Origin of the sequence: Lactobacillus sp. ESL0791, assembly GCF_029433255.1 — a bacterium.
GTDB lineage: Bacteria > Bacillota > Bacilli > Lactobacillales > Lactobacillaceae > Lactobacillus.
The window spans coordinates 1,426,323-1,440,572 of the sequence record NZ_JAQTHU010000001.1 but is presented as its reverse complement, the minus strand read 5'-3'; the positions used below and the strand labels follow the sequence as shown (position 1 = coordinate 1,440,572).

19 protein-coding genes and 1 other annotated feature are annotated in these 14,250 nt (G+C 41.7%); of the genes, 17 read left to right on the top strand and 2 right to left on the bottom strand.

The features are described from left to right. Window positions 1-7: 7 nt before the first annotated feature. The 15 genes from PT285_RS07145 (at window position 8) to PT285_RS07075 (ending at window position 10,340) form a co-directional block, all read left to right on the top strand. Window positions 8-661 (top strand): amino acid ABC transporter permease, encoded by a 654-nt coding sequence (locus PT285_RS07145; protein ID WP_277149123.1) that lies wholly within the window; start codon window positions 8-10, stop codon window positions 659-661. 59 nt (window positions 662-720) lie between these two features. After that, window positions 721-829 (top strand) — a sequence feature (ribosomal protein L20 leader region). 37 nt (window positions 830-866) lie between these two features. Continuing rightward, entirely contained in the window at window positions 867-1,382 is a 516-nt protein-coding gene (gene infC, locus PT285_RS07140) for a translation initiation factor IF-3 (protein ID WP_277149121.1), read from the top strand. Window positions 1,383-1,401: 19 nt separating this feature from the next. Beyond that, entirely contained in the window at window positions 1,402-1,602 is a 201-nt protein-coding gene (gene rpmI, locus PT285_RS07135; RefSeq protein ID WP_277149119.1) for a 50S ribosomal protein L35, read from the top strand. Window positions 1,603-1,647: 45 nt separating this feature from the next. Continuing rightward, the gene (gene rplT / locus PT285_RS07130; protein ID WP_277149117.1) at window positions 1,648-2,004 is read left to right on the top strand and encodes a 50S ribosomal protein L20; all 357 of its coding nucleotides are present in this window, start codon (window positions 1,648-1,650) and stop codon (window positions 2,002-2,004) included. A 96-nt stretch (window positions 2,005-2,100) separates the two neighbouring features. Further along, window positions 2,101-2,304 (top strand): hypothetical protein, encoded by a 204-nt coding sequence (locus tag PT285_RS07125; RefSeq protein ID WP_277149116.1) that lies wholly within the window; start codon window positions 2,101-2,103, stop codon window positions 2,302-2,304. Further along, window positions 2,288-2,815: a DUF2335 domain-containing protein gene (locus PT285_RS07120; RefSeq protein WP_277149114.1), complete on the top strand. Its 528-nt coding sequence runs from the start codon at window positions 2,288-2,290 to the stop codon at window positions 2,813-2,815. Before PT285_RS07125 ends, PT285_RS07120 begins: the two co-directional genes overlap by 17 nt. 163 nt (window positions 2,816-2,978) lie before the next feature. Further along, window positions 2,979-3,503, top strand: coding sequence for a YqeG family HAD IIIA-type phosphatase (locus PT285_RS07115; protein ID WP_277149112.1), 525 nt, complete (start codon window positions 2,979-2,981; stop codon window positions 3,501-3,503). Then, window positions 3,496-4,605, top strand: a complete 1,110-nt coding sequence (gene yqeH, locus PT285_RS07110; RefSeq protein ID WP_277149110.1) for a ribosome biogenesis GTPase YqeH — start codon at window positions 3,496-3,498, stop codon at window positions 4,603-4,605. The genes PT285_RS07115 and yqeH overlap by 8 nt, the downstream gene beginning before the upstream one ends. Before the next feature lie 11 nt (window positions 4,606-4,616). Then, the gene (nadD, locus tag PT285_RS07105; protein WP_277149108.1) at window positions 4,617-5,243 is read left to right on the top strand and encodes a nicotinate (nicotinamide) nucleotide adenylyltransferase; all 627 of its coding nucleotides are present in this window, start codon (window positions 4,617-4,619) and stop codon (window positions 5,241-5,243) included. After that, on the top strand, window positions 5,236-5,835 hold the full coding sequence (gene yqeK, locus PT285_RS07100) for a bis(5'-nucleosyl)-tetraphosphatase (symmetrical) YqeK (RefSeq protein WP_277149106.1): 600 nt from the start codon (window positions 5,236-5,238) through the stop codon (window positions 5,833-5,835). Before nadD ends, yqeK begins: the two co-directional genes overlap by 8 nt. Continuing rightward, on the top strand, window positions 5,810-6,193 hold the full coding sequence (gene rsfS / locus PT285_RS07095; protein ID WP_374211469.1) for a ribosome silencing factor: 384 nt from the start codon (window positions 5,810-5,812) through the stop codon (window positions 6,191-6,193). The genes yqeK and rsfS overlap by 26 nt, the downstream gene beginning before the upstream one ends. A 6-nt stretch (window positions 6,194-6,199) precedes the next feature. After that, a complete protein-coding gene (locus PT285_RS07090; RefSeq protein ID WP_277149102.1) occupies window positions 6,200-7,354 on the top strand; it encodes a nucleotidyltransferase in 1,155 nt (384 codons plus the stop codon). 1 nt (window position 7,355) lies between these two features. Further along, on the top strand, window positions 7,356-7,922 hold the full coding sequence (locus tag PT285_RS07085) for a DUF177 domain-containing protein (RefSeq protein WP_277149099.1): 567 nt from the start codon (window positions 7,356-7,358) through the stop codon (window positions 7,920-7,922). 155 nt (window positions 7,923-8,077) lie between these two features. Next, entirely contained in the window at window positions 8,078-8,791 is a 714-nt protein-coding gene (locus PT285_RS07080; RefSeq protein WP_277149098.1) for a response regulator transcription factor, read from the top strand. Continuing rightward, window positions 8,778-10,340, top strand: a complete 1,563-nt coding sequence (locus tag PT285_RS07075; protein WP_374211468.1) for an ATP-binding protein — start codon at window positions 8,778-8,780, stop codon at window positions 10,338-10,340. Before PT285_RS07080 ends, PT285_RS07075 begins: the two co-directional genes overlap by 14 nt. Before the next feature lie 49 nt (window positions 10,341-10,389). Here the strand turns inward: PT285_RS07075 and yidC are convergent, their stop codons facing one another. Both yidC and PT285_RS07065 read right to left on the bottom strand, forming a co-directional pair. Next, window positions 10,390-11,358, bottom strand: coding sequence for a membrane protein insertase YidC (gene yidC, locus PT285_RS07070; protein WP_277149094.1), 969 nt, complete (start codon window positions 11,356-11,358; stop codon window positions 10,390-10,392). A 31-nt stretch (window positions 11,359-11,389) separates the two neighbouring features. Next, window positions 11,390-11,725, bottom strand: coding sequence for an acylphosphatase (locus tag PT285_RS07065; protein WP_277149092.1), 336 nt, complete (start codon window positions 11,723-11,725; stop codon window positions 11,390-11,392). 91 nt (window positions 11,726-11,816) lie between these two features. Between PT285_RS07065 and PT285_RS07060 the strand changes: the two genes are divergently transcribed. Both PT285_RS07060 and PT285_RS07055 read left to right on the top strand, forming a co-directional pair. Continuing rightward, window positions 11,817-12,584 (top strand): RNA methyltransferase, encoded by a 768-nt coding sequence (locus PT285_RS07060; protein ID WP_277149090.1) that lies wholly within the window; start codon window positions 11,817-11,819, stop codon window positions 12,582-12,584. Window positions 12,585-12,676: 92 nt separating this feature from the next. After that, window positions 12,677-13,033 (top strand): helix-turn-helix domain-containing protein, encoded by a 357-nt coding sequence (locus PT285_RS07055; RefSeq protein WP_277149088.1) that lies wholly within the window; start codon window positions 12,677-12,679, stop codon window positions 13,031-13,033. The last annotated feature ends 1,217 nt before the right edge of the window (window positions 13,034-14,250 follow it).

The following is a 14,250-nucleotide window of genomic DNA, read 5'->3' as shown; positions in this document are numbered from 1 at the left end:
CTGAACAATGCAAACTTGGCTTAACGCTTTATCATGGATTAATATCCGCTTTTTACTCAAGGGGCTGGGCATCACACTTTATATTTCTGTGATTGCCATCATTTTAAGTTTTGTCTTGGGTTCGATCTTGGGCATCATTCGCTATGCGAAAATCAAATATGTTTCAGCCGTTGTCGGCTTTATCATTGACTTGGTGCGCAATTTACCCTTGCTGCTGATTATTTTCTTTACCTACTTTGGTTTACCCAATTTTGGCTTTCGGCCGGATGCCATTTTAGCGGCAATCATTGCTATGACCGTGTTTGAATCAAGCATGATCGCTGAAATTGTCCGCTCGGGAATTCAGTCGGTGCCGTTGGGACAAATAGAAGGGGCGCGCTCAAATGGTCTAACCTACGTTCAGGCCCTGTGGCACATTGTTCTGCCGCAGGCTTACCGGCACATGATTCCGACCCTCATTGGCCAGTTCGTGTCATTGATTAAGGACACGTCACTTGCAACCATCATTGTGGTTCCGGAACTGCTGCAGCACGCGCAGGTAATTTATGGGCAGAATGCCAATTATATCTTGCCGATGTTTGCGGCACTCGCGCTGCTGTATTTCATCGTCTGTTTTACCATCTCAATGGCGGGCAGCTATCTTGGCAGGCACATGGCGTAGATTTAAGCTAACTGACATTTGACAATTTAGTAAAAAACGTGTAACATATCTTTTTAGTTGAGAACAAGAAGAAGCTTCCCGCTTCTCGCCTACGTTAAATAAACCTCTAGGCTGATCAATTTTCGTTGATAAAAGGCGGGCCGTGTTAGTCCGTCTTTTACTTGTCCTCAAATTAACATGGAGGTGAAGAGTCATACCAAAGAATTTGATTTTAAACGATCGGATTCGCGCACGCGAACTGCGTTTAATTAATGAAGATGGTGAGCAGGTCGGCGTTGTAACCAAAACCGAGGCTTTACGGCAGGCAGATGTTGCCGGATTAGACTTAGTTTTGATTTCGCCTAATGCCAAACCACCCGTTGCCCGGATTATGGACTACAGCAAATATCGCTTTGAGCAGCAAAAGAAGCTCAAGGAATCGCGCAAAAAGTCTAAGACTGTCAGTGTGAAAGAAATTCGTTTGAGTCCGACGATTGAGGGCAATGACTTTGATACCAAATTAAAGCATGTGCAAAAGTTCATCACTAAAGAAGGAGCTAAAGTACGTGTTTCGATTAGGTTCAGGGGTCGTGCAATCACTCATAAGGAATTGGGCCGTGATGTACTCGAAAAGATGGCCGAAGCCACATCGGATATTGCTACTGTTATTAGCAAGCCGAAGATGGAAGGACGTTCAATGTTTTTGATGCTTGCGCCAAAGAGTGATAAAAACAAAAAATAGTTAATTGGAGGAATAAATTATGCCAAAAATGAAAACTCACCGTGCTTCTGCAAAGCGGTTTAAGAAAACAGCTAGTGGTGAATTAAAGCGTCATCACGCATTTACTGGTCACCGTTTCCACGGTAAGACCAAGAAGCAACGTCGTCATTTGAGAAAGGCTGCATTAGTTTCACGCAGCGACTTGAAACGCATCAAACAGATGGTTTCTCAAATGCGTTAATTATCATTGTGAACGATATAGTAGCGATATTAGGAGGAATTTCAGATGCCAAGAGTTAAAGGTGGAACAGTCACACGTAAACGTCGTAAGAAGGTTATGAAGCTTGCCAAGGGTTACCGTGGCGCAAAGCATATGCAATTTAAGGCTGCAAGTACACAATTATTTGTATCTTACAAGTATGCCTTCCGTGACCGTAGAAGACGTAAGAGCGACTTCAGAAAATTATGGATTGCCAGAATTAATGCTGCAGCAAGACAGAACGATATTTCGTATTCGAAATTAATGCATGGCCTAAAATTGGCTGGTGTTGACATTAACCGTAAGATGCTGGCTGATATTGCATATAACGATTCAGAAACATTTACGCAATTAGTTACAACTGCTAAAAAGGCTTTAAACTAATTTAAAATGGCGCTTTTAGCGTCATTTTTTTATGCCAGTTTTTGCTCACAAATTTTACGGCTTTTATGTTAAACTTATTTAAAAGGAGGGTTGGCAATGGATTTTAATTTAGGTAAATATTTTCCAGATTTGGCTAAAAAATTTGGAAAAATCAATAATTGCTATGAAAAATTAGTTAAAGAGTTATATGGACCGGTTGAAATTAATTCGCCCGTAATTGGTGGATTTACCAACCAAGATTGGCAGAATATTGGTAATGACCTGAGGCGTAGTATTTTGTCTTATGAAAAAGAAAAATAAAGATTCCGAGGATAAGCAAATAGAAACTGCTGCTGATTTAGATGAAGCTGCTGAAATTAAAAAATTAGATAAAGAAATAGCGGATAAAATCAAAGTAGATCCTAAAATTTCGCCTAAAGAAAAAGCTAATCTTTTGCAGCGAACTATTAGAATTACAGCTGGGCCACTACCAGATCCTGAAATATTAGCTGCATACCAAAAGATATATCCTAAGGCTGCAGAAAAGATTATTGATAATGCGATGGAAGAATCTAATCATCGGAGAAAATTAGAAACTGATCGACAAAAAAGAAGAGGGAAATTAGCTTGGTTAATTTTATTGATCTTCTTTGCTTTAATAATAGCTTTTTTATGTTTTTCTTATAGCTTATTAGTCAGCGATCATGAAGTTTGGGGTTCTATTTTCGGTGTTGCCGGTATTGGAGGATGTATTGGTGCTTTTAAATTATTCTTTAAAAGTATTGATATTCTGTCCGGAAGTTACAATACTAATAAAAAAACTCAAAAATAATTTTATTAGCTGCTTTAGAGACTAATTTCTCTAAAGTTGCTTTTTTCTATGAAACAGATTTAAAGTTATCCAAATAAATTTGTCCAATATTGCTTTAATGATATACTTTTATAATGGATATTGTGAAATGAATTACGGGTGAATGACTAATGAAGGGAAATAAATGTTATTTCGACCAAAATATACGATTGACACTATTTATCATTTAAATGTGGCGCAATTGCAGGAACTGGGGATAAAAGCGGTGTTTTCGGATTTAGATAATACCCTGCTTGCCTGGAACGAATTCGAGACTGCTAAAAAGATGGATCAGTTTAACCAGGTCTTAGCACAAGCGGGAATTAAGCTGGTGGTAATTTCGAACAACAACGCCCAACGGGTTGGCAAAGTGCTTGACCCTTATCACATTAGTTTTGTAGCTAAATCAAAGAAACCTTTGCCGTTTGCCTTGACTAAAAAAAGGCAGGAACTGGAATTACAGCCAGAAGAGGTAATGATGGTAGGTGACCAGTTGATTACCGACATTCAGGCCGGAAATTTAGCCGGCGTTGAAACGGTTCTCGTCGAACCCTTGATCGAAACCGATAAGTGGAATACCCGGATTAACCGTTTCTTTGAAAAAATTATTTTTTTCTTTTTGGCTTTGTCACACCGGGTAACTTTTAAGGAGACTTTGAAAAATGGCTGAAGAAATTATGTGTATCGGCTGCGGAGCGGTTTTGCAGTCAAGCAACGCAGATGCAGCGGGTTTTTTGCCTGCAAGTGCGCTTAAAAAGGCGCAGGAAAACCCTGAAAATGATGTTTACTGTCAACGCTGTTTCCGTCTGCGTCATTATAATGAAATTATGCCTGTCAAGGTTGATAATGATGATTTTTTGGCATTGTTGAATTCAATTGCCAGTAAAAAGGCATTGGTGGTTAACGTGGTTGACCTGTTTGATTTTTCCAATTCCCTTATTTCGTCGCTTAAACGCTTCATCGGCAAGAACGATTTTATTCTGGTGGGCAACAAGTTTGACCTGTTTCCGCTAAATTCGCGGCAGAGTAAAATTAAGGACTGGATGCGTCAGGAAGCCAACCGTGTTGGTCTGCGGCCCAAGAAAATCTTTTTGGTCAGTGCTGCCAAAAAGAAGAATTTAGCTGAGCTAATTTCTTATCTGGGTAAGCAATCTCGAGATAAGGATGTTTATTTTGTGGGAATGACAAATGTTGGCAAGTCAACGCTCATTAATGCTATCATTGATGAACTGGGTGATGTTCAAGATCTAATCACTACCTCACGTTTTCCTGGGACGACGCTTGATAAAATTGAAATTCCGCTTGATAATGGGCACTTCTTAGTTGATACTCCGGGGATCATGACAGAGAACCAACTGGCAACGCACCTTGATGCCAAAGATTTGGCGCTTGTGTCGCCCAGAAAGCCACTCAAGCCCGTTACATATCAGTTAAAACCTGGTAATACCTTGTTTTTGGCAGGTCTTGGCCGGATAGATTATTTAAAGGGTGCACCTGCGAGTTTTACCGTTTATGCGGCACGTGATCTTTATTTGCACCGCACGAAAACAGAGAATGCGGATGAATTTTATGCTAAACATCTTGGCGAATTGCTTGTGCCGCCGAGTGATCCAGATAAAATCGGGCCATTAAAGGGTCAGGAATGGCATACAGAAGGTAAGAGTGATTTGCTTTTTGGCGGCATTGGCTTTGTGACGGTTCCGGCAGATTGTGTCGTTAAAACTTATACACCGGATGGCGTTGGCTTAGGAATTAGACGCGCATTAATTTAGGGGTCATGTTGATGAATAGTTATTCTAAGTGTGTTGAAAATAAACCGGTTGTTAAAGTACAGAAAGAGGAAGTTAGCCAGCAGCAAAAACGGCAGATTGGCCTGATAATCGGCAAATTTGATCCGGTTCATAATGCTCAGTTGCTGGCAGCCCAGCAGGTAATGTGCAAACTTAATTTAGATGAAATTTGGTTTGCGGCGGCCGGTAATGATTGTGCTGCATCTTTTCACGACCGAATTTGCATGCTGGAACTGGCAACGCATACCAACCGCGCGTTCAAAGTCAATGCTTTTGAACTGCTGCATAAGGGCCCAGCTTATGTTACGGATGTTTTGGAATATCTTCAGCAGAAGTGGTCTGCTAACCGCTATTATTTAATTATGGGCAGTGACCAAATTAGCCAGCTGCCGACTTGGCGCAAGCCGGATGTGCTTGCGCGTATAGCAACCTTGGTTGGGGTGCAGCGACCGAATTATCCGGTTAAGGCACAGTATCCGCTTATTTGGGTGGATGTGCCTGCCTTTGATATTTCGGGAACAGCTGTCCGCCAGGCTTATCGGACAGGTGGCTCTTTGCGTTACCTTGTACCCGATCCGGTAATCGAATATTTGCAGAAAAAGGGGCTTTATCATGACTGAGTTAGTTTTTAAGAAAACTTATTCACCGCTTTCCAGCAGTGAAATAATCGCAAAAGAAAAAAGCAACATGGATGAGCAGCGGTTTGCCCATTGTGTGCGCGTCAGCAGCACAGCCCAGAAATTGGCTGAACTTAATGGTTATGACCAAGACAAGGCCGCTTTAGCCGGTTTTGTGCATGATTATGCCAAGCAGGTACCTGTGAGTGAATACCGTGAGGTCATCAAGACGCAGGGCTTTGACCCGGATTTACTTAACTGGAACCGGGCAATCTGGCACGGCATAGTCGGGACTTATTTTATTAAACGGGATTTGCAAATTACCGATCCGGAAATTCTAACCGCGGTTGACCGGCACACAACCGGCGATGTACAGATGACAACGCTGGATAAAATTGTTTTTATGGCCGATTTTATTGAACCCGGTCGTGATTTTCCCGGTGTTGAAGAGGCAAGGAAAATAACTTTTGCCAATCTTGACCAGGGCGTGGCATTTCAGCTTGCTCATAGTCTGGAATTTTTGGTAGAAAAAAGAAGCAAAATTTACCCACGGACGTTTGCGGCTTATAATGTATGGAGTGTTGAGGAAAATTAAGGAGAACAATTTGAAAAATAAAGAAGTGTTAGCTTTCACACTAAAGGCAATTAGTGACCGTCATGGTGAAGACACGGAGGCCTATGATATGCAGGGCATCAGCATTTTGGCTGATTATTATGTGATTACTAGTGCTGGCTCGAACAGGCAGCTGCACGCGATTGTTAATGCGATCATTGATGAGGCACATAAAAATAACTTCACGAATTACCGGATCGAAGGCGGCCGCGATTCCAACTGGCTGCTGCTCGACTTAGGCGATGTTGTTGTCAATGTCTTTACGGAAGAGGCACGTGATTTTTATAATTTAGAAAAATTATGGGCTGACGGCAAGCGGCTGGAAATCAAGGAAGATTAACCAAAAATGAGTGTAGTTGGTGTCATTGCTGAATTTAATCCCTTTCACAGCGGCCACGAATTTTTACTGAATCAGGCGCGATTGCTCGCGGGCAGTAAGTCGCCAATTGTGGTGCTGATGTCGGGTAATTATGTCCAGCGCGGCGAAATGGCAATTATGGACAAGTGGAGCCGGGCACAGGCGGCCCTTTCATGTGGTGCCGACCTAGTATTTGAGTTGCCCTTTTCAACGGCGGTTCAACCCGCTGATTTTTTTGCCTTAGGCGGTATTGACCAACTGGCAAAATTGGGTGTAACCGATCTTGTATTTGGTGTAGAAGATGCCAGTCTTAATTTTAGTTATTTGGGCAAAAAGATTGCACAAATTCCGCCCAGCCACATGGATTTTAATGACTATAGCCAGACATATTCCACGCAATACAACGAAATGGTTGTTAATGAAATTGGCAGTGAAATCAATGAGCCTAACGCGATTTTGGGACTGGCTTATGCGGTGGCCAATCACAACTTGGGGGCGCCGCTTACTTTGCATCCGGTCAACCGAATTGGTGCTAGGCACGATGATCTATTGACGCGTACCGGGGTTATTCAGAGTGCGACCGCGATTCGGAACATCATTGTTCAGGAAACAGGCCTGGAACAGTTAAAGGCTTGGCTGCCCAAGGGGGAAGTTGCCGCTTTAAAAAAGCAGCCGCTGTATCCCAACTGGAATTTATTATTTCCTTATCTGAAGTACCGGCTTGAGTCCGCTTCAATTAGTGAACTGCGGGGAATTTACCAGATGAGTGAGGGCCTTGAATATAAAATGAAGCAAGAGATTCACCTGGCTCATGATTTTACCGAATTTCTGCGGCGCGTGAAATCCAAGCGCTATACCTATTCACGCCTGCGCCGGCTGAGTCTGTATACGCTGCTGAATGTTACTCAGGAAGATATGCTGCGCAGTTTTGACCAGGAGGCGCTGCTGCTTCTTGGCTACAGCAAGCTGGGGCAGCAATATCTCAAGGAAATCCGTAAAACAACGACAGCGGATATTATCTCGAAGGTTGATAAGAAAAATAGTAAAGCAGGAACAATGCGGCTGCAAATTCGTGTTGACCGCTTGTTTGAACAATTAATGAAGGCCGACCAGAATTTTGGCCGCCGGCCGGAGGGAGAATAGCATGTTGACGATTAATTTTTCGCAAATTAAAAAAAGTGCGGCGCCGCTGATCCATCTTGAACAAGAGCTGGAAATTCGTCCTGAATTTTTAGCCCGGAGCAAGAATTTACTTATTTCTGCTAAAAATGTGCGGGTGAGTGCTGATTTGTTTTATAACGAGCCATTTGTGACTGGTGATTTTCATGTGCTTGCTGATTTGGTTGTTCCGTCAAGCCGCAGTTTGACACCGGTAGAATACCATGAAGATTTTCATTTTTCGGAAAACTATAGTGAACGGGATGCGACCAAGGATGAGCTTGAGGAGGATAGCTTGCCAATTGTCAAAGTCGACAATGATCGAATTGATCTGCAGACCGCAATTGAGGACAACATTTTACTGAATATTCCGGTGACCATTCTCACTCCTAAAGAAGAAGCAGCCAACATTTTTCCGGAAGGTGATGGCTGGGAAGTCGTTTCCGAAGCAGATTTTATTAAGGGCAAGGAAAACCAGGTGAATCCGGCTTTTGCGCAGTTAAAAGTGCTTCTTAACCAGGATAAAAGTCAGGGTCAAAAGCGGAAAAAGTAAAGATAAATTTAAGATGGTCGTGAATAGACAAGGTGCTGGACTAAAATCTTGTTTTAAACTCATTTTTAAAGTATCCTTTAATTGTAAAAGAAGTATTTTTAATATGATTTTATTACAAGTAATTGACTTAATTTTTTTATGAGGAAATGATTTAAATGGCAAAAATTTTAATTATCGAAGACGAAAAGAATTTGGCACGCTTTGTCGAATTAGAACTGAAACATGAAAAATATGAAACGGTAGTTGAGGGGAATGGCCGCAAGGGCTTAGAAGAAGCGTTAAACAATGATTTTGATGCGATTTTGCTTGACTTGATGCTGCCCGACCTTAATGGCTTAGAGATTGCCCGTCGTGTCCGCCAGGAAAAGACGACACCCATCATCATGATGACGGCACGTGATTCTGTGATTGACCGAGTTTCTGGTCTTGATCACGGTGCGGATGACTATATTGTTAAGCCGTTTGCAATTGAAGAGTTGCTGGCACGCCTGCGTGCGGTATTGCGCCGTGTTAAGATCGAAAAGAAGACCACGGAAAGTACAATCGAAAAGAAGGTTATCAAGTTTAAAGATCTGACGATTGAAACGGCTAACCGGATTGTGCGCCGCGGTGATGGCAAGGCGGTTGACCTCACTAAGCGTGAATATAACCTATTGATGACCTTGATTGAACACAAAAATAACGTGGTCACAAGGGAAGAACTGCTTAACAAGATCTGGGGACCCGAGTCCAATATTGAAACCAACGTCGTTGAGGTTTATGTTCGCTACCTGCGCAACAAAATTGATGTTCCGGGCCGTATGTCCTACATTAAGACCGTTCGTGGTACAGGCTACATGGTAAGAGATGAGGACGATGAAAAAGAGTAAAGCTAGTAAAAAAGATGAAAAAGAGACCAAGCACTCTTCACTGATAATCCGTGGGGTCAGTATCGTTGCAATGACGATTATGGTCTCTTTTATTGTCTTTTCATTTATTATTTATACAGTTGTCAGTCAGCAGTCGCTGACCCAGCAAAAAGAAATGACGGCCAGTGATTTAACCGAACTGGATCAGCGGCTAAGTCAGATTAAGGGAGAACTTCAGATTGCCAATGTGGTGCCGTCGCTTACGCCGACGACCAGGCGGGCGCTGCAGGGAGAGCCTGAAATTAGTGATGACAATCATTACCGGGATGCCTTTAATGATAACTTGTTTTCGTTTCTTTCTAATCCCGACATTACGGTAGTCGTGTATAACAAGCATGATGAAATTGCCTTTAGCAACGGTAACGGACCGATACCTGCCTACCAAAAATTTAAGGGCGACTGTCAGGTCAAGAAAGTACGTCAGGGTAATCGTGATGTCCTTCTAACTTATAAAAAGGTTAGGTATAAGCGTGACGGCAAGCTGACCGGTTATATCATTATTGCCAATCGCATGTCCTATTATAATGGACTGATGAAAAAACTGCTTTACTGGATGAGTGTGGTTTCGGTAATTGCAATCGTTGTTTTCGTGGCCATTGCGTTTATCATTGTCAGCAACATTGTTAAACCGATTAAGGAAATGTCCAAAGTGGCGCGGGAAGTAAACGATGATCCAAACAGCAGCATCCGGATTCGTGATTTTCACCGCAGTGACGAGCTGGAAGAGCTGGCTACTTCCTTTAATCAAATGTTGGACCGCATGCAGGGGTATATTGATCAGCAAAAGGAATTTGTGGGGGATGTCTCGCACGAGCTGCGTACGCCCGTGGCGGTGATTGAGGGGCATCTAAACATGCTTGAACGCTGGGGCAAGAACGATCCGCAAATTTTGGATGAATCGATTAAGGCTTCTTTGCAGGAAACTAAAAGAATGCAGCATTTGATTCAGGAAATGCTCGACCTAACGCGGGCCGAGCAGATTAACGTGCAGTACCCCAACGCAGTTACAAACGTCACTGAGGTCTTAAAACGGGTAGTCGGTGATTTGCGGCTGGTTCACAAGGACTTTGAAATTGGTCTTGATGTAGATGACTTGCCGCCAAAGACCGAGATTCAAATTTATCAGGGGCACTTGGAGCAGTTATTGGTAATTTTAATTGATAACGGCATTAAATATTCAACTGACCGCAAGCAGATCAATATCTCGGCTGGCCTTTCGCAAAGGGATGTCAGCATTATTGTGCAAGACTTTGGTGAAGGCATTTCCCAGGATGAACAGGATAAGATCTTTAACCGTTTCTATAGGGTAGACAAGGCAAGAACGCGGGAAAAGGGCGGCAATGGCCTAGGTTTATCAATTGCCAAAAAACTGGTTACCAGCTATCATGGCAAAATCAGCGTTGATTCGGTTGAGGGTCAAGGCAGTCAGTTTAAGATGGTTTTCCCGGCTCTGTCTGAAAAAGAGGCGGCAAGGCTGAAAGAACGTTCAGGCAAAACCGAACAAGAATAATTAAAAAAAGCTATTCCAATAAAGGAATAGTTTTTTTAACGCTTAATAGTTAATGTCTTCGCTGCTGCTTGCCTTTATTGCGGTTGCGCAAGTTTTGGTGCAGCTCCTGATTTTGTTTTTTAACTTCAGGATTTACCTTATTTTCGCTGAACAACGCGTCAATTTTGGCCTGGGTAACAATTTCTTTAATTGGCTGCTCTTTCAATTCTTTTTCAACGTTCTTCTTGACTCTAGGCATGATGATATAAGTGACAATCACTTGCTGGATTAGAGAAAAGAAGTTGCCGGCGGCCCAATAGAGCGCAACCGAGCCCGATACCGTCAGTGAAATGAATAGGGTCATAATTGGGTTCATCAGCAGCATAGACTGCATCTGCTTTTTTTGTTCCTTAGGGATGCCCACCATTGATAGGTAGCTTTGCGCGAGAGCAAACACGGTTGCGATGATTGCCACTAATAGCGACCGTTCACTGAGCGAGATGCCCAAGAATTTTGAATTTGCCAAAACCCGTGAATACATCACAGCCTGGTAAATTCCGATCATGATTGGCATCTGGATCAGCAGGGGCAGACAGCCCATGCCGCCGGTCAGGGAAAGATTGTTTTTGGAATAAAGTTCACGCTGCCAAGTAGCCAGGGTCATCTGCTGGTCTTGGGTCATGTCTTTGCGCTTCATGGCGTTTTGAATCAGCAGCATTTGCGGCTGCACCCTGGCCATCTTTTCCTGCTGGGTGGTGCTCTTTTTTTGCTGGTTAAGCATCAGTGGCAACAGGATAGTCCGGACAACCAAGGTCATTAAGATGATGGCCCAGCCGGCACCGTTTGTGCCGCCGATGATGCGGTAGCACTGCAGCATGATGTTTTGCAGCGGCTTGCCGATCCAGGTAAAAATCCAGCCGTAAAAACCGCCACTCGGCGGAGTATAGGCAGAGGTTTTATGTGTTGCACAACCCGTTACAATTAACATGACTGCCACAACCAGGACAGCCGTTCCGATAAATTTGCGATATTTTTTCATTTACTTCACCACGTCTAATCTAAGTTAACCTCTAATATGATACATGAAAGTCATGCATCTTTTCCACATTAGTCAGCTTTTCTTTCTTAATTTTTGTAATTTTGGCAAAACGGGAGATATTTTGCGGCAAATCCCTGATAAATAGATCTACTTTATTTTTGTCAGCCTGTAAAACTACGGTCACGCTGCCATCAAAATTATTTTTAACCGATCCCGGTAAATGCAAATTTTGCGCAAAACTTTGCACGCTCCAGCGAAAACCGACGCCTTGCACGATCCCGGTAATCGTCAGCTGCCAGGTTTCCGGAAAGTCTTCGTTTTGTCCATTGTCTTTTTCTTGTTCGCGCCCTTTACCAAAAAATTTCATTTTGCTACCTCTCTATGTCACTATAATGATTTTAACATTTTAAAAATTGTAAATCTTACTTTAAAATATAATTTATCGAGGAGGTTGAAAAATGCAACAAATTAGTTCAGTTAATAATCAGTTAATTAAAGATTTGGCCAAGTTAAAGCAGAAAAAGTACCGTGAGGAAAGAGGCCAATATTTGGTTGAAGGCTTTCATCTGGTACAAGAGGCGTTAAAAGCCAATATCAAGTTCACTTACCTGCTTGGAACGCAAGAAGCGCTGAATAAACTGGAAGAAGAAACGGGTCTTGATCTTGAAGGACGCAAAATTATTTTGGTTAACAAGGCAATTGTTCATCATCTGCGTGCGGCAAAAGACTCCCAGGAAATTTTTATGGTTCTAAAGATTGCTCAACCAAAAGAATTTCCGTTTAATTATGGCAAATGGGTGTTGCTTGATGACTTAGCCGATCCCGGCAATGTCGGGACAATCATCAGGACTGCCGATGCGGCGGGTTTTGATGGCGTTATTTTGTCGCCGCAAAGCGTTGACTTATATAATCCTAAAACGCAAAGGGCAATGCAGGGCAGCCAGTTTCACCTTAAACTGCTTATCCATGATTTGATGGATGCTGTTGCAGCATTTAAAAATGCCGCGATTCCTGTTTATGCCAGTATGCTTGATGCAAATGCCAAAAAGCTGGCTGATTTTTCACAAGTGCCGCAGCTGGGGTTAGTTATTGGGAATGAAGCACACGGCGTCAGCCAGAAAATTGCTTCTCTAGCCGATGAGCAGCTGTATATTCCAATTAAAGGTCAGGCCGAGTCGCTCAATGCGGCAGTGGCAGCAGGGATAATGATTTACCATTTTGCATAAGAGTAAAAGCACTTGTTTTTAGTAAGCAAATTTCTTATAATAATTTTATTACAAAAATGTCTTAAATAGGGTAGCAGAAAGGAATTTATAGAATGGTTCAAGGTGTAATAGAAAAAAATAAGAAAACTTGTGGTTGTCCGCCTCAAGACTATGAATTGTGTGAGCACTTTATTAATGCTTTTCAGGTAATCGGCAAGAAGTGGAACGGGTTAATTATCAGTTCACTGTGTGATACGAAGTATATGCGTTTCAAAGACTTGGCACGGTGTATTAGCTCATGTTCAGATCGGGTTTTAGTTGAACGGCTGAAAGAGTTGGAGAAAGAAAAAATTGTTAAACGTTCGGTGAATGGTGAAACAAAAATTATTTCTTATGGGTTAACCAAAAAAGGTGCAGAATTAAAGCCTGTTTTTGACCAAATTCATCATTGGGCAGACAGGTGGGTATAATTACTTGTTATTTTTATATTAATATATATAAATTGTAATACCCTTTTATAAGCAAATTGCTTATAAAAGGGTATTTTGTTTGTTAAATATAAAGTTTTCTTTTTATAATATTAAACTTATTTGTTTATTATTTGCTTTATCTTATGATATAATTAATTTGTAAGAAATAAATGTATGTAAATATAGAATTAGCTTTAATGTATTAGACTGTTATGTGAAGAGAATTATGACAAAAAAAAGACATAAGAAACTTTTAAAGAAAAATCAAGTAACTGAAAAGGAAAAAGCAAATGCTCGTAACTGGCTGGCTGCTGGAATTGGCGGTTTACTTGGCGGGATGCTTGGTACACAAAATACCGTGCATGCTGCTGATGTTACTGTGCCCAAAGTTAAGGTTAACAATGCCAAAACTTTGGTAGGCGCACAATCTGCTACAATTCCTGCATCTCAGAGTGTCAGCAAAAATACTGATAGTTCACTTGATAATGAGGTGCAATCACAAAGCACTGCAATTTCTGTTTCTACTACTGCTACCTCCTCTTCTTCTGCAGCAATTAAACCATCAGAAAATACGCAATCTGCTGCTTTCACGTCACAAAGTACTAATAGTAAAGTAACTAATTCGGCTAATCAGCGTACGGCAACATCGCAGGAGTCTGCAGTTTCTGCTTCTGTTACAGTTTCTGCTTCTGCTATCTCTTCTTCTGCAGTCAAAGCTTCTTCACAATCTGCCACTGCTTCTGCATCTCAAAGCACGAGCAGCCTGTCTACCAGGGCGACAGAAGAAAATTCCAATAAAGTATTAACCAGTGCTGCTGCTTTAGGTTTAACCGATGATGACAGTATAAGTCAAAGCAAATCGCTCCTGGTCCAGGGCAATAGTTTTTCTAGTGAAAATTCAAGTTTAACTTCTAGAAATGCTTCAATGTATGAATCAATATCAAAAATTTATTCTTTAAATTTATCTAGTGAAACTGATCCTGCACTTATTACTTCTACCAACGATAGCATCTTAGCTTCACGAAGTGATAGTAATGTACTAGTGAATTCAATTCAAACTAGTCAAAATAGAAGTCAAGATAGTAGTAAAAGTGCTTCAACAAAGCAGAGCACAAGCTTGTCAAAATCAGCTAGTTTGCGACAGCAAATTTATTCTGTTTATTCATCGACATTTAAAACTTGGGTCCAGTCTACTATAAATTCAGATAGTAACTCCA